Origin of the sequence: Bartonella sp. 220B (assembly GCF_026930205.1) — a bacterium.
GTDB lineage: Bacteria > Pseudomonadota > Alphaproteobacteria > Rhizobiales > Rhizobiaceae > Bartonella.
On record NZ_JANHOI010000002.1, the window covers coordinates 124718 to 141931 of the forward strand.

16 protein-coding genes are annotated in these 17214 nt (G+C 37.3%); 7 read left to right on the top strand and 9 right to left on the bottom strand.

Translation table 11 applies throughout. The features are described from left to right. Window positions 1-73: 73 nt before the first annotated feature. The 5 genes from NPX99_RS02195 (at window position 74) to NPX99_RS02215 (ending at window position 4416) form a co-directional block, all read left to right on the top strand. Window positions 74-1480: a pseudouridine synthase gene (locus NPX99_RS02195; protein ID WP_269030131.1), complete on the top strand. Its 1407-nt coding sequence runs from the start codon at window positions 74-76 to the stop codon at window positions 1478-1480. Then, window positions 1461-2018: a 16S rRNA (guanine(966)-N(2))-methyltransferase RsmD gene (gene rsmD, locus NPX99_RS02200; RefSeq protein WP_269030133.1), complete on the top strand. Its 558-nt coding sequence runs from the start codon at window positions 1461-1463 to the stop codon at window positions 2016-2018. Before NPX99_RS02195 ends, rsmD begins: the two co-directional genes overlap by 20 nt. A 592-nt stretch (window positions 2019-2610) precedes the next feature. After that, window positions 2611-3114: a hypothetical protein gene (locus NPX99_RS02205; protein WP_269030134.1), complete on the top strand. Its 504-nt coding sequence runs from the start codon at window positions 2611-2613 to the stop codon at window positions 3112-3114. Window positions 3115-3157: 43 nt separating this feature from the next. Continuing rightward, a complete protein-coding gene (locus tag NPX99_RS02210; protein ID WP_269030272.1) occupies window positions 3158-3454 on the top strand; it encodes a hypothetical protein in 297 nt (98 codons plus the stop codon). Then, window positions 3451-4416, top strand: coding sequence for a transketolase family protein (locus tag NPX99_RS02215; protein ID WP_269030135.1), 966 nt, complete (start codon window positions 3451-3453; stop codon window positions 4414-4416). The genes NPX99_RS02210 and NPX99_RS02215 overlap by 4 nt, the downstream gene beginning before the upstream one ends. Before the next feature lie 166 nt (window positions 4417-4582). Here NPX99_RS02215 and lldD read toward each other — a convergent pair whose 3' ends face one another. Then, a complete protein-coding gene (gene lldD, locus NPX99_RS02220; protein WP_269030136.1) occupies window positions 4583-5734 on the bottom strand; it encodes an FMN-dependent L-lactate dehydrogenase LldD in 1152 nt (383 codons plus the stop codon). A 645-nt stretch (window positions 5735-6379) separates the two neighbouring features. After that, window positions 6380-7468 carry a 2'-deoxycytidine 5'-triphosphate deaminase gene (locus NPX99_RS02225; protein ID WP_269030137.1) on the bottom strand — a complete coding sequence of 363 codons (1089 nt, stop codon included), beginning with the start codon at window positions 7466-7468 and terminating at the stop codon, window positions 6380-6382. Between the two features lie 302 nt (window positions 7469-7770). Between NPX99_RS02225 and mutL the strand changes: the two genes are divergently transcribed. Continuing rightward, a complete protein-coding gene (mutL, locus tag NPX99_RS02230) occupies window positions 7771-9612 on the top strand; it encodes a DNA mismatch repair endonuclease MutL (RefSeq protein ID WP_269030138.1) in 1842 nt (613 codons plus the stop codon). 116 nt (window positions 9613-9728) lie between these two features. After that, complete coding sequence (locus tag NPX99_RS02235; protein WP_269030139.1) at window positions 9729-9965, top strand: DUF2093 domain-containing protein; 237 nt, start codon at window positions 9729-9731, stop codon at window positions 9963-9965. Window positions 9966-10009: 44 nt separating this feature from the next. Here NPX99_RS02235 and lpxK read toward each other — a convergent pair whose 3' ends face one another. From lpxK to NPX99_RS02270, 7 genes are all read right to left on the bottom strand, one after another. After that, the gene (gene lpxK / locus NPX99_RS02240) at window positions 10010-11029 is read right to left on the bottom strand and encodes a tetraacyldisaccharide 4'-kinase (protein ID WP_269030140.1); all 1020 of its coding nucleotides are present in this window, start codon (window positions 11027-11029) and stop codon (window positions 10010-10012) included. Further along, the gene (gene waaA, locus NPX99_RS02245) at window positions 11019-12341 is read right to left on the bottom strand and encodes a lipid IV(A) 3-deoxy-D-manno-octulosonic acid transferase (protein ID WP_269030142.1); all 1323 of its coding nucleotides are present in this window, start codon (window positions 12339-12341) and stop codon (window positions 11019-11021) included. Before waaA ends, lpxK begins: the two co-directional genes overlap by 11 nt. A gap of 801 nt (window positions 12342-13142) precedes the next feature. After that, a complete protein-coding gene (locus NPX99_RS02250) occupies window positions 13143-13385 on the bottom strand; it encodes a DUF4170 domain-containing protein (RefSeq protein ID WP_269030143.1) in 243 nt (80 codons plus the stop codon). Window positions 13386-13430: 45 nt separating this feature from the next. Continuing rightward, window positions 13431-14234, bottom strand: coding sequence for a 3'(2'),5'-bisphosphate nucleotidase CysQ (locus NPX99_RS02255; protein WP_269030144.1), 804 nt, complete (start codon window positions 14232-14234; stop codon window positions 13431-13433). Continuing rightward, window positions 14221-15552 carry a TldD/PmbA family protein gene (locus NPX99_RS02260; RefSeq protein ID WP_269030145.1) on the bottom strand — a complete coding sequence of 444 codons (1332 nt, stop codon included), beginning with the start codon at window positions 15550-15552 and terminating at the stop codon, window positions 14221-14223. Before NPX99_RS02260 ends, NPX99_RS02255 begins: the two co-directional genes overlap by 14 nt. A gap of 432 nt (window positions 15553-15984) precedes the next feature. Continuing rightward, on the bottom strand, window positions 15985-16434 hold the full coding sequence (locus NPX99_RS02265; protein ID WP_269030146.1) for a hypothetical protein: 450 nt from the start codon (window positions 16432-16434) through the stop codon (window positions 15985-15987). Window positions 16435-16674: 240 nt separating this feature from the next. Beyond that, window positions 16675-17124 carry an EVE domain-containing protein gene (locus tag NPX99_RS02270; RefSeq protein WP_269030147.1) on the bottom strand — a complete coding sequence of 150 codons (450 nt, stop codon included), beginning with the start codon at window positions 17122-17124 and terminating at the stop codon, window positions 16675-16677. Between the last annotated feature and the right edge of the window lie 90 nt (window positions 17125-17214).

Below are 17214 nucleotides of genomic sequence, written 5' to 3' on the forward strand. Positions count from 1 at the left end.
CTTTTGAGATAAGAGCTATAGTGCAGATAGGCGGTTTTTTGAACGTGCCGAAAGAGATTGGTGTAAAGAACAAATGAAGGAAAACGGTGAGAGTGAACGGATTGCCAAAAGATTAGCGCGTGCAGGGGTTGCTTCACGTCGTGACGCAGAAATGATGATTTTTGCAGGCCGTATTGTTGTGAATGGTAAAGTTGTGACAACGCCTGCTTTTAATGTGACTCGCTCTGATATTATTAAAGTTGATGGTAAACCTTTGTCTCCTATAGAAAGAACGCGATTATGGCTTTATCATAAACCAGCGGGTCTTGTTACCACGCACCGTGATCCTGAAGGTAGACCAACAGTCTTTAGTAATTTACCGAAAGGAATGCCTCGTGTTCTTTCTGTAGGGAGGCTTGATATTAATACGGAAGGGCTTTTGTTGTTAACCAATGACGGTGGTTTAGCACGTATATTAGAGCTTCCTGTAACAGGATGGGTGCGTAAATATCGGGTTCGCGCTTATGGAAAAGTAAAACAGAGTGCACTTGATAATCTGAAAAATGGTATTGCGATTGATGGTATTTTTTATGGTTCGATTGAGGCATCGATTGAACGTGAACAAGGAACAAATCTATGGATTTCTGTAGCTTTGCGTGAAGGAAAAAATCGTGAAATAAAAAATGTTCTTGGTGCATTAGGATTATCAGTTAATCGTTTAATTCGTATTTCTTATGGTCCATTTCAACTCTCTGATTTGGAAGAGGGAGCTGTTCGTGAAATAAAAGGACGGACGTTGCGTGAGCAATTGGGTGAGCGTTTAATTATGCAAGCTAATGCAGATTTTGACTCTCCTATTCTGAAGCCTTTTTCAAATTCTGCGGTTGTTGCAGAAAGACAAAGTGATAAAAATTTTGCTATCACCAAGGGGAGTTGGATTTTTTCGAGTGGAAGGGATGTGCAACACAGACAGCGAGGTGGTTCTGCTAAGCATAGTCAATCACGATTGGGTACAACAACTGATGAGAAATTGATTCATAAGGATAAGAATGAGGAAAGAAAAACAGGGCGTATTTTGCCTCGTTCGCGCCATTCTAATGTTTGGATGGCGCCTGGTGCACGTCCGCACAGTGTGCGTAAGAGAGCTTCCTATAGTGAGGATAGCTCTCATGATTATAAAAGTAATTTGGTTGGCAAAAAATCTTTTCATAAAGGTAAGGAAAAGTCATCAGAAGTTCAGTTTCGGGAAGAACGAGACACTCGTTTTGATCAAAGACAGAGTAAAAAATCTTTCGGTAAGACGCGTTTTAGTGACAAGAAGGAGCGTTTTTTAAAGAAAAAAGAAGAAAAGGTTATGAAGGGTAATAATGATGAGCCTTCTTTTAAGAGCAAACGAAGGACTAAATCATTTGAGAGTGCCATGAAAAAATCTAAGGCATATAGCAGTGATGCGAAGACACCAAAAAAATTTGGAGGACCATGTGCGGGTCGTCGGCGGTAGATTTGCTGGGCGTGTTTTATTTGCTCCTGTAGGACAGTCGATTCGTCCAACCAGTGATCGTACGCGCGAAAGCCTTTTCAATATTCTTGCTAATCGAGAAGAACAATTTTGGACTAATAAACGCATTCTTGACCTTTTTGCGGGGACAGGTGCTTTAGGCATAGAGGCTCTATCGCGTGGTGCAAAAGCTGCAGTTTTTGTTGAAAATTCAGTTGAAGGGCGTGGACTGCTGCAAAAGAATATTGAAGCTTTCGACTTACAGTCTATAGGGCGTATTTTGCGTCGTGATGCAACAAAATTGGGCAATATTGGGACAATGCTTCCATTTGATGTTATTTGTGCAGATCCTCCCTATGGTCGTTGTTTAGGTGAGCGTGCTTTTGTGGAAGCTCTGAGGGGAGGGTGGGCAAAAGCTGATACACTCTTTGTACTTGAAGAAAAGAAAGATGCAATTATTCATTTACCTGATACATTTTATCTGGATGATGAGCGTTTTTATGGGGAAACAGCAATACGGTTTTATAAACTACGCCCATAACTTCAGGTTTGAGAAAGTTCTTGTTCCTATCCGATAGATGAGAGAGAGTATTTTATAGACCTTTTTTCATAGTATTTTTTATAAAGAAGTTACTTCATTCATGAAGAGTCGGTTTAAAAATCAATCAAAGATAGAGAGATTGTATACATCTATTTTTCATCATCAACGTATAATTTTTTATTTTTAATATGATACATCTCAATATATGGTAATTTGAGAGCTCTTCTCATAGTTATTACAATGCGTTCATTTTAGCTAGGCAATATAAGCAGTATATAAAAAGTATCATTGTCCTTGCAATGTTGCTGTACACTTACAAAACTCTTGCAAACATTATAAAAATGCCTCGCGTAAAACTGATTTTTCAGTATCTTTTTATCATGTTTTGTAGAAAACTATTGACGGACTCTATACAAAATATTTTTTAAAATAAATTGGCCATTTTTATATCCTTGATATACTCTCTGTACAATTTTATCAGACACAGCATTTTTACTATGAAGATTATTTTATCCATTAAAAATAAAAGATAAGTAATGTATAAAATTACGATTTGAGAGTATTTCTTTAACAAATCTTCTAGGGGGGAAGTATGGCTTATGCGACCAACAAAGCAGATATCTGCGATGCAATTTACGCTCTGCGTTTGCGTCTTAAAACACTTGATCTCATTAGAAAAGCAAAGTCCGGACACACAGCTAGTAGTCTTTCATGCATTGATTTTATTTATATCTTATACAGATATATTCTGCAAATAAATTCAACCCGTATCCACGATCCCAATCGCGATCGATATATTCAAAGTAAGGGACATGCGGTTGAGGCGTTGTATATTATCTTATCAGAAATGGGGTATTTTGATCCTCAACTGCTCGAGACTTATCTAAAATTTGGTTCTCATTTTATTGGCTATGTAAGCAAAAAAATTCCAGGTATCGAACAAAGTACAGGTTCTCTTGGTCATGGTTTGTCTCTTGGGGCTGGTGTGGCTCTTTCTGGACTGCTTAATTCTCAATCCTACCGTGTTTTTGTGCTTCTTGGTGATGGCGAAATGACAGAGGGATCCGTAGGCTGTACTCTTTGCAGCACACTATAAACTCAGCAATCTTATCGCGGTTATTGATAGAAATAGGCTACAAATTACTGATATGACTGATGTTTTAATGAAAACGGAGCTCTTAGCAGATAAATTTATAAGTTTTGGGTGGCATGTTATGGAAATGGATGGTCACGATATAACACAATTGAAGAAATCGTTAGGATCACTTTCATCGCATAAGGAAAAACCAACAGCAATACTGATGAACACTATAAAGGGAAGTGGAATTTCCATTATGGAAAACGACATACTCTGGCACCATAAAGTTCCAACAGATGAGGAATATAATATTGCGGTTAATGAAATTCAGAGTAAAATTCAATTAATGGGAGAATGAACGTGGGTGTTCCTCATCAAAAAACGCAGACTGCTGTGAAATTTTCAAACCTCGAGATTGTGAATAAAACGCTTATAAATATAGCGCGATTTGATAAAGATATTATTGTTTTAACAGCTGATACACGCATGTCTGGAAAAATTGATCAATTCGCAAAGCTCTATCCAGAACGTATTGTAGAAGTTGGTATTGCTGAACAAAATTTGGTAGGCGTTGCTGCGGGACTTGCCTCATGTGGAAAGAAGCCATTTATTGTTTCACAAGCTTGTTTTTTGACAACGCGTGCACTTGAACAAATAAAGGTAGATGTTGCTTATTGCGAAAACCCTGTTCGATTGATTGGGATTAGTGCTGGGATTAGCTATGGACCACTCGGAGCAACACATCATGCCATTTCCGATTTTGCTTCGCTTCGCGCTATTCCTAACATACGCATTATTGCTCCTGCTGATAATAAAGAAACAGAAGCAGCTATACTCTCTACCCTAAATGACCCTCTGCCTGTTTATATACGTTTAGGCAAGCGTGCAGTGGAAAATATTCATGATGATGTTTCAAAAATCGATATTCGTAAAGTTTCTGTTATTAAAAAGGGCAAAGATATCCTCTTGCTTGCCACTGGAGAGACTGTTCAGATTTGTCTCGATGCTGCTGAAGAACTCCAAAAGTATGAAATTATACCAACAGTTGTCAGTATACCAACAATTCGGCCTTTAGATGATGTCTCTGTACGAGAACTATGCAAACTTCACAGATCTGTTCTCGTCTGTGAAGAGCATAGTATAAATGGAGGGTTTGGAGATGCAATTGCGAGATTACTTATAGAACAGGGCATTCCATGCAAATTTACATCGTTAGGAATACCGGATGAGCCGATCTGTAATGGAAGCCAATTGGATATTTTAGCACATTATGGGATCAGCCAAGGTAATATAATGAAAACGATATTAGCAATGCAATAATAGACAAAAATCCTAAATTATATCTCAATATACACGCTCGTTAAAAAAGAATGTCAATCATTCAGAATGAGAAAAGAAAACAGGATAAACAGGCGTAAGAAACCATACTTTTCCTGCTTTTAATGAAAAAATGCTCTTTTGCTAAAGAGAGGACAATACAGTTTTCTCAGTGTTCAAAAGCGTCTATATTTACTAAGCTTTCACCTGTAATGTCTTTAATCGTTTGTGCACCGGTCAATGTCATCGCTACGCGCATTTCATTTGCAAAAAGATCAAGCAGATGAGCAACACCTTTCTCACCTGCTGCTGCAAGTGCATAAACAAAAGCACGACCAATCATAACGGCATCCGCACCTTGCGCTATCATACGTACAACATCAAGGCCAGAACGAACACCAGAATCCACTAAAATAGTCAAATCACCTTTTACGGCTTTTGCAATTGTTGGTAATGCGCGTACAGTTGATAAGACACCATCAAGTTGGCGTCCTCCATGATTGGAAACAACAATACCATCAGCACCAAATTGTACGGCTTCTCGTGCATCTTCTGGATCAAGAATACCTTTCAAAATCATTTTTCCCTTCCAAAAATCCCGAATCCATTGCAGATCACGCCAACCAATTGATGGGTCAAAATTTGCACCAAGCCAACCAACATAATCGTCTAATGCAATCTTCTTTTTCAAATAGGTAGAAACATTTCCAAGATCATGGGGGCGCCCCATAACACCAACATTCCAAGCCCAATAAGGATGGGTAAAAGCTTGTAAAATACGGCGCAATCCAGCATAAGGTCCAGACATTCCCGAATGTGCATCGCGATAACGTGCACCAGGAACAGGCATATCGACAGTAAACACCAAGGTTTGCACACCAGATGTCCAAGCTCGCTCTAATACATCACGCATAAATCCACGGTCTTTAAGAACATAAAGTTGAAACCAAAATGCACTTCCAACGGCCCTCTGAACTTCTTCAATGGGGCAAACTGAAACTGAGGATAGGGTAAAGGGAATACCTTTTGTAACGGCTGCACGTGCTGCTTGTACCTCACCACGGCGTGCATACATGCCCGTTAATCCAACGGGTGCAAGTATAATCGGTAAATGAAGTGTTTGATCAAAAAGTTTAGTTGAAAGATCAACTTTACCAATCTGCTTTAGAATCCTTTGACGGAGTGCAAGTTCTTGAAGATCGGTACAGTTACGTCGTAGCGTTTCCTCAGCATAAGCGCCACCATCAATATAGTGAAAAAGAAAAGGAGGAAGTCGACGTTTTGCTGCTTTACGGTAATCAAATATTGAAGAAATAATCATAATAGTGCCATTGGTTTTTGAATGAAAAGTGAAAACACTCTAAAATGAATAAAGACTCATCTACACGCCTCTTATTTAAAGGTTTTCTCAAATCATTTTATTCAGTAGAGGCAGGCTATAAAGATTGCAACTCAAAAAATACATTTATAAAAATGATATTTCTTTTATCCGGATTTATAAAAACTTCTTAGTGTTTATCTTTGAGCAATTTTATACATTCATACCTTGTGAATAGAGCTCTTTAAAATTGAGATGCTCTCCAATGTTCCGTTAAAAAATCTTTTTCTATCAAGCAATTTTCTGGTCATAATTATAGAGAAAAGAAGTAACTTAAACAAAAGCATCAAGATATTGTCTAAATGAGAAATCAGATACTAAAGAAAGTGACTAACAATGCTAAATGAGAAAAATTTTCATTTTTTTAATAATATTATAGAATGATAGGTTTCTTCTATAATGACAGCAAAAAACAGTGAATATCTTCATTTAAATTTCCAAAAAGAGAGTGTGTGGTAGCAACTATTTTGCATAGTTATTGTGTAAAATATACAAACAAAGAGTGATCCCCATCTATGAAAGATCAAAATATTCTTTCGATGAGATAGATTTTCTGTATAGAGTATACCAAAGTCTGTATTTTTTAAATCATTTAAAATGTTTAGATAATTTTAATCCCTGTGCCTGGTAATGTGATCCAGTATCCTGCCCATAAAGTGCTAACGGTCGATGAAGCATATGTTCATACACTAAGCGACCAATAATTTGTCCATGCTCTAAGATAAATGGGACTTCATGGCTCCGCACTTCCAAAACCGCTTTTGCTCCTTTTCCACCTATTTCCATATGCCCAAATCCTGGGTCAAAAAAGCCTGCATAATGCACCCTAAATTCACCAACTAAAGGATCAAAGGGTGTCATTTCAGCAGCATAAAGTGGAGGAACATGGACAGTTTCTCGTGAAACCAAAATATAAAATTCATCAGGATCAAGAATCAGTTCTCTTTGACCACGATCAAAGAGAGGTTCCCAAAAATCTAGAATATCTGCAACAGCACGTTTATCGATATCAATAACACTTGTGTGGCGTTTACCGCGATAGCCCACAAGTCCATTTTTGTCCCCCTTCAAATTAATGGAAAGCCCAATACCACCAGCACTAATATTAGGTAAATCATCTGATATTAGCGTTTCATCTCTATGTAAAGCATGGAGTTCACTTTCATTTAAAGAGCTGTATCCTTTGCGAAACCGAAGTTGTGATAAACGTGATCCGGTTCGTACTAAAATGGGGAATGTACGGGGACTAATTTCAAGATAAAGTGGACCATGATAACCATCACGGATTTTATCGAATTCTTGTGCATTATCTGTAATCACACGGGTAAAAATGTCTAATCGTCCAGTAGAACTTTTAGGATTAGCAACGGCCGATAAAGTTTCTGGCAAAGCCAAGCTTTCTAAAAGAGGAACAATGTAAACACAACCTGTTTCTAACACTGCTCCGTCTTGCAAAGCAAATTCGTGCAACTTTAATTGTTTGAGTTTATCTAAAACTTTTACATTGGCTCCTGGCATAAAGGAAGCACGTATACGATAGGCTTTGTTGCCTAAACGAAGATCAAGACTTGCAGGTTGTATTTGGGTTTTATCAAATGGACACAGAGCTTTGAGAATTTCATTATCAATCAAAGCTTGTATATCATTGTCTGCCAAAATACCGCTTACACGCGTCATATATTATGCCTTCCATTCCTACATTATCTCTTTTTGGCTCAGATAATTGATTGGCACAAGCTATTTTAAGACGATAAAATTATTCCCCTCAGGTTTTGCCAATCAATTTGTTGCTACAATTCATACAAGAATACTACAAGCAATAAAACAATATTTGATACAATATTTTTTGAAAGTAAATTAAGAGTTGTTTTGTGCATAATATCTCTTACAAACTCTCATTCTTGAATGTTGTACAAATAATGCTATCATAACGCAGAGTTTCTATTATAGAATCCACGGGAATCCTGTTAGAATTTATTATGATCATACGTCATCTTAGCGAAAATATTATTAATCAAATTGCTGCCGGTGAGGTGATTGAACGGCCCGCAAATGTTGTCAAAGAACTTGTTGAAAATGCTATTGATGCAGGAGCTACGCGAATCGAAATTGTCACGGCAAATGGAGGAAAAAATTTTATAAAGGTGAGCGATAATGGCTGTGGTATTCCAGCAGATCAGTTAACGCTAGCGGTTTCCCGCCATTGTACTTCAAAAATTACGGATGATGTGCACAATATCTGTTTCCTTGGGTTTCGAGGAGAAGCTTTACCCTCAATTGGTTCTGTTGCGAAACTGAAATTAACCTCACGAACAAAAGATTCTGATAGTGCTTTTGAAATTATTGTTACAGCAGGGAAAATGAGTGGACCAAAACCCGCTTCTGGCAATCTTGGAACGATTGTTGAAGTTCGTGACCTTTTCTTTGTGACACCAGCACGGCTAAAATTTATGAAAACTGATCGTGCTGAAGCGAATGCCATTAGCGATATGATTAAACGAATTGCGATCGCATTTCCACATATTCGTTTTTCTCTTTCAGGTCCAGATAGAACGTCTATGGAACTCTCTGCTACGGAAAATAACACGCAAGGGCAGTTACAGCGTATTACGCAGATCATGGGTAAAGAATTTGCTCAAAACAGTATTGTACTTAATGCTGAACGCGAAACAGTGCGTTTAACAGGGTTTGCTTGTTTGCCATCCTTTAATCGCAGTAATAGCCTTCATCAATTTGCTTATGTTAATGGGCGTCCAGTACGAGACAAGTTTCTTTTTGGCGCAATTCGAGGAGCCTACGCTGATGTTATGACACGGGATCGTTATCCTGTATCTATTCTTTTTATTGATTTACCACCCGCTGATGTAGATGTTAACGTTCATCCAGCTAAAGCAGATGTGCGCTTCCGTGATTCAGGATTCATCCGCGGTTTAATCGTTGGAGCAATTCGTGAAGCGTTACATCAAGTTGGTGTTCGTCCGACTTCAACGCGTTCTGAAGCAATGTTAGCAGCCTTTCAGACACAACAGTTCTTGAAGCCTTTTAAAAGCACTCATCAACCTTTTTCTTCCAATCCACATCATCATTGTGCATCCGCATCAATGGTCCATAAACCGCTGGAAATTACGAGCTCTTTTGGTTTAAAAGAAAAAGAAGAGACGACTCCTCTTATGGAGGGTTTAGATACGCCAAGCGGTGATGCTTACATTTCTAACATAGCACTATCATCAGAAGAATTATCTTATCCCCTAGGAGCAGCGAGAGCTCAAATCCATAAAAACTATATTATCGCTCAAACCCAAGATAGTTTGGTCATTGTCGACCAACATGCAGCTCATGAGCGATTGATTTATGAAGCACTCAAAAATGCACTTTATTCTAAACCGCTTCCCTCACAAATATTGCTTATTCCTGAAATTGTAGAACTCTCTGAAGAAGATGCAACATGCCTTTTAACGCACAAAGAGACTTTGCAGAAGTTTGGTTTGGGAATAGAACCATTTGGGCCTGGTGCAATCGTTGTGCGCGAAACACCTTCTATGTTAGGAGAGATCAACATACAAGCGCTCATTAAAGATCTTGCAGATGAGGCTGCTGAATATGACACGACAGACAATTTAAAAGCAAAGCTTGATTATATTGCAGCAACGATGGCTTGTCATGGTTCAATACGGTCAGGGCGGATTTTACGCCCTGAAGAAATGAATGCATTGTTACGACAAATAGAAGCAACGCCTCATACAGGAACATGTAATCACGGACGTCCTACTTACATTGAACTCAAATTGGCAGATATAGAAAAGCTTTTTGGTAGAAAATAAGTTTTCATTGGCTCCTTGAGAAGGAAATATTTTTTTAAATCATTCTCGACTTTAGAAGGCATTTTATGGCACTGTATTTGTATAACTTCTCATGAAACAGGAAGGAATTATAAAGAATGTTTTCCAGTGATGTACGTGAAGCAAAGATCCATTATACCAATAATGGATATAAAATTGTAGAATATGGAACCTATACGCGTTGTGCTGTTAGCGGAGAAAAAATCCCAATAGATGATTTAAAATATTGGAATCATCACCGCCAAGAAGCATATGCGAGTTGTGAAATTTCCTATCATCGTGAACTTGAATGCAATTCATATCTCCGTCAATTGTTAGAAACACAGAAAAAGTAACCAGTTGAAAACTCTAAATTTATCTTTTTCTTCAAAAGGACAAATTAAAGACGATGTTTGCGTTTTCTAAAACGGGTTATAACCTCTTCAAGCAGCAGATGGCAAAAATCTTTTTGAGAAAAACTAACGTCAACATCAAAGATAATAAGGTTTTTTAAGTCTTTTTGCGCACTGTTTGTTTGTATACGGACATAATCCTTAGCCGTTGTCGCCAGCCATAAATTTTGCTTTCTAGCTTTTTGTGCAAGACTTTTTAAATCTGTGTTGGTAAAAAAATAGTGGTCAGGGTAAGAGCAAGCTTGCACGACATGTCCAGACAGTTCTTTAATGGATTGAAAAAATTTATCTGGATTGCCAATACCTGCAAATGCTAAAAAAGATTTTCCGGCAACCTTATCAGATGCTAGAGATTTAAGGGACGCATAATGCAAAGATTTTCCAGCACGTGTGACAAGAAAAGCAATCTTAACATGTTCATCTGAATGACCGATCAATAAAACACTGTCTGTTAAAGAAAGCTGTGTTTTCAATGGTACACGCAAAGGTCCTGCTGGAAAAACAGCACCATTCCCAAAACCACGCGTCGCATCGACAACGAGCAATGCATAATCCGTATAAAGACGGCGGCTTTGAAAGCCATCATCCATTAAAATAAGATTACATCCTTCTTGCTTGAGTCTTTGTGCTGCTGCATAACGATCGACTGATATAGCAACAAAAGCATGTTGAACAAGTAAAAGAGCTTCATCTCCAACATCGCGTGCATCATCATATTTTTCATTTACAAGATGTACTCCTTTAAATGCTCCACCATAACCACGCGATACAACACCAGGTATGAAACCAAGCTCTTTCGCGGCTTTTGCAAAAGCAATGACAACAGGTGTTTTACCAGTACCACCACATGTAAAATTGCCAATACATAAAACTGGAAGATCGATAATAGGAGGCAGTTTTTTTATACGGTGCTGTGAAAAATAGCCATATACCCAAGAAATTGGAGCGAATAAAAGACGTAAAAAACTTTTATCTTTCCACCAAAAATCAGGTGTCTTAATGTGCATGCTTCCCCTGATGTTGACTTAAACCTGTTTGTATCACAAGAGGTTGCAAAAACGGCTCAAGAAGTTTTAATGTGCGCTCGAGTGCACCTGCCATACTGGTTGCGACTTCATAGGCTTTATCAACCATTTCTTGTCGCAATACTTCATTTGTTAAAAGCTTATAGACCTGAATAGCAAGCTGTTTTGCATCTTGAATCATAAATGCTGCATCACGCGTTAAAAATTTGTCAAACATTTCTTGAAAATTTGAAACATGAGGGCCCGTTAAAATAGCTGATCTAAGCAAAGCTAACTCTAATGGATTGTGTCCACCATCTCCACATAAGGACTTCCCAATGAAAGAAACTTTCGATAAGCGAAGGAAAAGTCCCATTTCTCCAATTGTATCGCCCCATAAAATGTCTGTATTTGCATCTGGAACAGCATTGTTACTTCTACGGATAAAGCGCAAACTTCTTTTGTCGCATTTTCTCATAAGGTCTTCTAAACGTTCAGGATGGCGAGGCACAATGATCGTTAATAAATCCGGCAAATAATTTTTGAGAATTTTATGAACTTCAAAAGCAATTTCTTCTTCCCCTTCATGGGTTGAAATAGCAGCCCAAATTGGGCGATTGCCAATAGCATTACGATAATGCGCAAGCAAATCTTGATTTTCAAGTGGTAAAACATCAGCTTTAAGATTACCAGAAAATGCTACAGATTTTACCCCAAGAGCTTGATAATAAGTGACATCCCTTTCGTTTTGACCAATAGCCAAGTCGATATGCTTAAAAATATGTTTGGCAAGAACAGGTCGTTTTTGCCAAGCTTTAAAAGAACGTTCAGACATATGAGCATTAACTAAAATTTGTGGAATGTGCATTTTGGCAAGTTCTTTAATACGGAGAGGCCAAATCTCTGATTCACAAACCAATGCTAAATCAGGTTTCCAATGGCTAATGAAATGACGCACAGCCAAATCTAAATCCAACGGAGCATATTGATGAATAAGACGATTATTAAACTGCTTTTTTACAAGAGAAGAAGATGTTACCGTACCAGTTGTTAATAATATATTGATTTTCAATGATAAAATATAATTAATAAGTGGAAAAAGTGCGAGAGTTTCTCCAACACTAGCCGCATGTAACCAAATTAAAGGGCTTTGAGGACGTATTTTATGGCTTTTACCCAAACGCTCTTTTTGGCGACCCCACTCTTCTTTTCCACGTACAGCACGAAGAAACAAATAGAAAGGTACAACAGGGCGTAAACAAAAACCAATCATCCGATAGATTAAAAGAGCCGTACGTGCCTTTAGTTCGATCATTAAAACTACCTCATTTACTTGCTTTGAGACGTTTATAAGTTTTTTCCATCAAACGATTCATCACCTCTGTTTATCGCATCATTTTTAGCAAGTAGCTAAATATGAATATTCTTCACATTTTAGGTAACAAAAACGCTTTCTTTATGAAAATGATTTGAAAAGTAGAAGCGCAATTTTACCCTGTATTTTTTCAAGAATCTTCTTTCATGAAAATGTATGTACATAAAGTATGATAGAACAGGTAAATAATTTTGCTAATAAAATGATCTTTTTTCCAATTTTATGGGATTTATATCCACAATTATGGTATTTTTTATCAGATTTAAGAGCATTTTGATCATGAACGTTCTCATAATTCACTTATGAACATAAGGAATTTTATTTTTTTCTTAAACTATGAACAAATTTAAACTCTCGTTTTTTAATATGCCATTTTTTTCTAAATTAATAAAACAAAAAATAGGGTAACAATGTTTTCACTTGAGAGAATGCAAAAAAGAATTTATTTATCGTTTATGCAAAACAAAAAAGTCATAAGAAATAGATTATGATTGCTTTATACCTTAGCAACATTCTTTAAGCTTTTAAGGGAAGATTTTTTCAATAAACAAAACGCACACAATCCATTCATACACCTAAAAACAGTACAAAAAATAGTTGTATCAGTAAATACTGATTTCTAACAAAAAGCATTTTAGAAAATGCACTTAATGTTTATTTACCCTAACGTTATATCTAAAAAAATTTATTTTGTTAGTATTGGCATAATGAGAAAAGTAACAATCAAAAATCCAGGTTTTATTATGCATCATCCATTTCATCATCAAGAAGGCGATGCAAGTCTATGATGTAATAACGTTGTAATGCATTATCTACACTGCTTTGCGCCTTTGCTTGCCATGCTTCTTGAGCTGATTGATAATCTGGAAAAATACCAACCACATCTAAATCATCAGGATTCTTAAATTGATTACTCTTAAGACTTTTCAATTCCCCACCAAATACCAGATACAAATATTGTTTTTTTTCGTTGGTTTCGGTCATGATGCCTCCATATCATTAAGAAATTTTAGCGCATTTTTTATGTGATTAAACTAACTTTGCTTGACGAACAACATCTATCATATCTTGGCAGCAATTATTTTTACCTGCAATTAAAAGCCCATATTGATAAGGTTCAATTCCGTAAGATATAAAAGGTGCATCAAGCGATAGAAAACACCCTCCGCATTCCTGTAAAATAAGATCAGCCGCTGCGATATCCCATGCGTGACAGTTCGGGCGAACCAACACAATATCGATCTCATTTTGGGCAACAAGGACAATACGATATGCAAGAGAGGGAATATGGCGATAAAAACTAATTTGATTGAGAAAATCATCCGGCAATTTTTGAGCGAACGATTTATCAAGTGAAACTTTATATTTGCGTTTAATCTGAGATGCTAAAAGAGGAAGTTCTCTGCCATTTAATGTGGCTTTTCCACCAATAATAGCCGCATAAACATCCCCCTGAGCTGGACATTGCACAACACCCACGATAGGACGTCCATTTTCAATAATAGCTATCGAAACACACCAATAGGTGTTGCCAGAAAGAAAACCACGCGTTCCATCAATAGGATCAACCACAAAATAGCGTTCATAGCTTTGTTGTTTCCGGTGATCTTTCGTTTCTTCTGAAATCCATCCATAATTTGGACGCGCTCCAAGAAGCTTTTCTTTCAAAAAGTGATCAACTGCAAAGTCTGCTTCACTAACTGGTGAATTTCCATCTTTTATCCAAACGTCTAATGTGCATCCAAAATACTTCATTGCTAAATCTCCTGCTTTTCGAGCAACATCAAGCAAAAGGTTTAAGTCAGAAGAATGATGCGTGTTATTTTCCTGCAAGTGTCATTCCTTCAATTAATAATGTTGGCGCTGCTATACTATAACGCCGATCAATATCGTTGGCAGGTGTTAGATGTGCTAACATATGGAGCAGATCAGAACCTAGTGTTACTTCACTTACTGGATAGGCAATTTCGCCATTTTCAATCCAAAAACCAGAAGCACCACGACTGTACTGCCCGGTAACGAAATCAATGCCATGCCCGAATAATTCCGTAACATAGAATCCGGCACGCAAATTTTTTATCATATCATCAGGTGATATTAAACCTGGTTCAATAGCAAAATTGGTACTTGCTGGTTGAACCAATGAAGCTGAACGCACACCATGACCATTGGTTTCAAGTCCCAATTCACGTGCTGAAGATGATGAAAGAAGCCAGTTTTTTAAAATACCATTTTCAATAATATTCAATGTTTGCCCCTCCACACCTTCTCCATCGAAAGGACGAGAAGCATTTCCACGCAATCGCAAAGGTTGATCTGTCACATGAACATTTGATTTCATCACTGCTTTTCCCAAAAAATTTTGTAAAAGACTTGTTTTTCGAGCTACAGATGCTCCATTCACCATAGATGCGATATGTCCAGAAATTCCACGAGCTGTACGTGGATCAAAAATAATATCCACAACCTTTGTGGCAGTACGAACTGCTCCTAAACGTCGAACTGCTCTCGTTCCTGCATTTTTTCCTACAATTTCTGCTGCTTCCAAATCGGAAAAGTGCAGGGCGGTTGTATAATCATAATCACGCTCCATTGCTGTTCCTTCACCAGCGACAGCACCACAAGAACGTGAAAAATAACTGGAATGATAGGACCCACAAAAACCATCACTCGTTACAAGAACAAACCCACTACGGCCATAAGCTGTTGTGGCTCCACCAGAATTGCTCACTCCTTTAATATCAAGGGCTGCTGCCTCTGTTTTTAAAGCATCTTCTGTTAAAAAATGGCTATGTGGAACAAAATCATCAAAAAGATCAAGATCTTTAGGGTGTGTAACCAAATAGTCTTTATTTGCCAAGCCTTCAAATAAACTGTCAGGAGAAGCTTTCGCCATTGCAACAACGCGCTCTGCTAGTTTTTGCGGATAAGCCGTTAAATTAGCAGAAACACTTGCTACTTTTTTCCCAACAAAAACCCTTAATGTAAAATCATTGCTCTCTGAAGCTTCTGTCGATTCGACTTTTCCGCAACGAACTGATACGCTAGTAGAATGAGCACGGACAATAACAGCATCAGCAGCATCTGCTCCAGAACGTTTTGCTGCTTCAATCAACGAAGCAGCTTTATCAATCTGGTTTTTGTCAGTCATTATAGGCTCCCTTAAATATTTATTATTTATATGGATAAACAATTTAGCGAATTCATATAAAATGTAATTTTGTATGCTCATCAATATAAATACTCGCATACACACGTTCTTTTAATAAATCGAACATTTTTTCATCTTCTTTCAAAAAAAATACAAGTAAAATCTCTTTGGCTTCAAGCTTTCTAATTCGCTCACTGTTATCAGTGAGTTAAATCCATATTTGCATAAAACCAATGGAAAATTGTGTGATGACACTTCATTATTTTAAACTCCAAAACTCCAAAACTCCAAAACGGACTAGACTACATCTTCTATGGGCAATTGCTTAGTTAATACACTCACGGGGCAGAGACTCAAATTTTAATGTATGCTATAATTTCTGCGTCGTCTTTTTTTTTGACAGCTTCAATTTCCTTAAGTGAGTAAGCATAGTTATGGAAACGATTTATTCCCAGTAAGAGCACGACGGTTCATTTCAATCATAGCATCGCGAAGGTGCAATTTAATTTTTGATCCAATAATGACTCCAAATAAGGGAGCAAATAAACCCGACATAGTTACAGTATGACGAATTTTATTGTTTGAAGAACAAGATTTTGTTGAACGAATATACTCATGATCGAAAGTCATGTGTGTAAAAGGAAGTTTAGCATAATCAGAAAAGCAAACATTTTTTATAACTTTATCAAGTGTAAAAGTTACTTTCGGTCCTTTTTTAGGCTTCATTTTTCCTACAGCTCCTGCTTTAAAAGCACCAGAAAGTTCTATCCATTCAAGCTCATGATCCCAACAAGGCCATGTTGCCACATTTTCCCACATAGCCCAAATTTGCTCAGCACTCGCTTGTGTGTAAATCTCTTCACTATGTGTCCATTTAAACATGAGAATCCCTTTTTCCATAAAAAAATCTATTTAATGGATAGGTTATATAGGCTTCAGGCTAAAAGAAATTCTTAAATTTAAGATGCTCATTTCTATTGCAGACCATTTTCCAATAGCAGTGTCACAACAAATAATGCGTTGATACCAATCTCTTTGGCTACGCTTTCATTAAAAGAAACCATTCAGTCTCCAAGAGACATCTTCTTTACATACTTGAAATAATAGAAATAAATTTCATCATTAGCCATCATGAACTCCCATTGCTTTGCGAATTCGGGACGCGTCATGAGTTGTAATTTCGAAAAAGCCTCGCCTTGCTAACATCCCCCAACGAGGATTGGATAGAAATTCTAGACCTTGAACTTCTTTTAAAACAACAGGTTTTGCTTGTTTATTAAAAACAGCATCTTTTCGAAAAGGTATGAAATCAGGAGTTTGCTCTACTTGATAAATTTGGTTATCTTTGAACACACACTGAAACTCTATAGTTTGAAGAATTTTTCCAGTGCCCATTTCACTCCGTGGACAATAAATGAAGACTTCATCTCCCTTAGATGTTTTTTGAAGTGGATCAGCCTTACCGTGACAGACTTGAAGGAAACCAAATTTGGCTGCAAGGCAAGCATGATCTCGAGAAATTACAGCTATCCAATGTTTTATTTTATATTCATTCTTCCACAAAATAAGCAATATTTTCTACATGAAGTGAAATATCTCTTTTAAAGTCAAAACAGAGAAGGGTTTTCCACACCGTTTAAGGTATAGATGCAACCTGGGTAC

Excerpts from the sequence above, each read along its gene's own strand:
- NPX99_RS02195 (WP_269030131.1), top strand. The coding sequence starts at position 74 with ATGAAGGAAAACGGTGAGAGTGAACGGATTGCCAAAAGATTAGCGCGT.
- NPX99_RS02205 (WP_269030134.1), top strand. The coding sequence starts at position 2,611 with ATGGCTTATGCGACCAACAAAGCAGATATCTGCGATGCAATTTACGCT.
- NPX99_RS02215 (WP_269030135.1), top strand. The coding sequence starts at position 3,451 with ATGAACGTGGGTGTTCCTCATCAAAAAACGCAGACTGCTGTGAAATTT.
- lldD (WP_269030136.1), bottom strand. The coding sequence starts at position 5,734 with ATGATTATTTCTTCAATATTTGATTACCGTAAAGCAGCAAAACGTCGA.
- NPX99_RS02225 (WP_269030137.1), bottom strand. The coding sequence starts at position 7,468 with ATGACGCGTGTAAGCGGTATTTTGGCAGACAATGATATACAAGCTTTG.
- mutL (WP_269030138.1), top strand. The coding sequence starts at position 7,771 with ATGATCATACGTCATCTTAGCGAAAATATTATTAATCAAATTGCTGCC.
- NPX99_RS02235 (WP_269030139.1), top strand. The coding sequence starts at position 9,729 with ATGTTTTCCAGTGATGTACGTGAAGCAAAGATCCATTATACCAATAAT.
- lpxK (WP_269030140.1), bottom strand. The coding sequence starts at position 11,029 with ATGCACATTAAGACACCTGATTTTTGGTGGAAAGATAAAAGTTTTTTA.
- waaA (WP_269030142.1), bottom strand. The coding sequence starts at position 12,341 with ATGATCGAACTAAAGGCACGTACGGCTCTTTTAATCTATCGGATGATT.
- NPX99_RS02250 (WP_269030143.1), bottom strand. The coding sequence starts at position 13,385 with ATGACCGAAACCAACGAAAAAAAACAATATTTGTATCTGGTATTTGGT.
- NPX99_RS02260 (WP_269030145.1), bottom strand. The coding sequence starts at position 15,552 with ATGACTGACAAAAACCAGATTGATAAAGCTGCTTCGTTGATTGAAGCA.
- NPX99_RS02265 (WP_269030146.1), bottom strand. The coding sequence starts at position 16,434 with ATGTTTAAATGGACACATAGTGAAGAGATTTACACACAAGCGAGTGCT.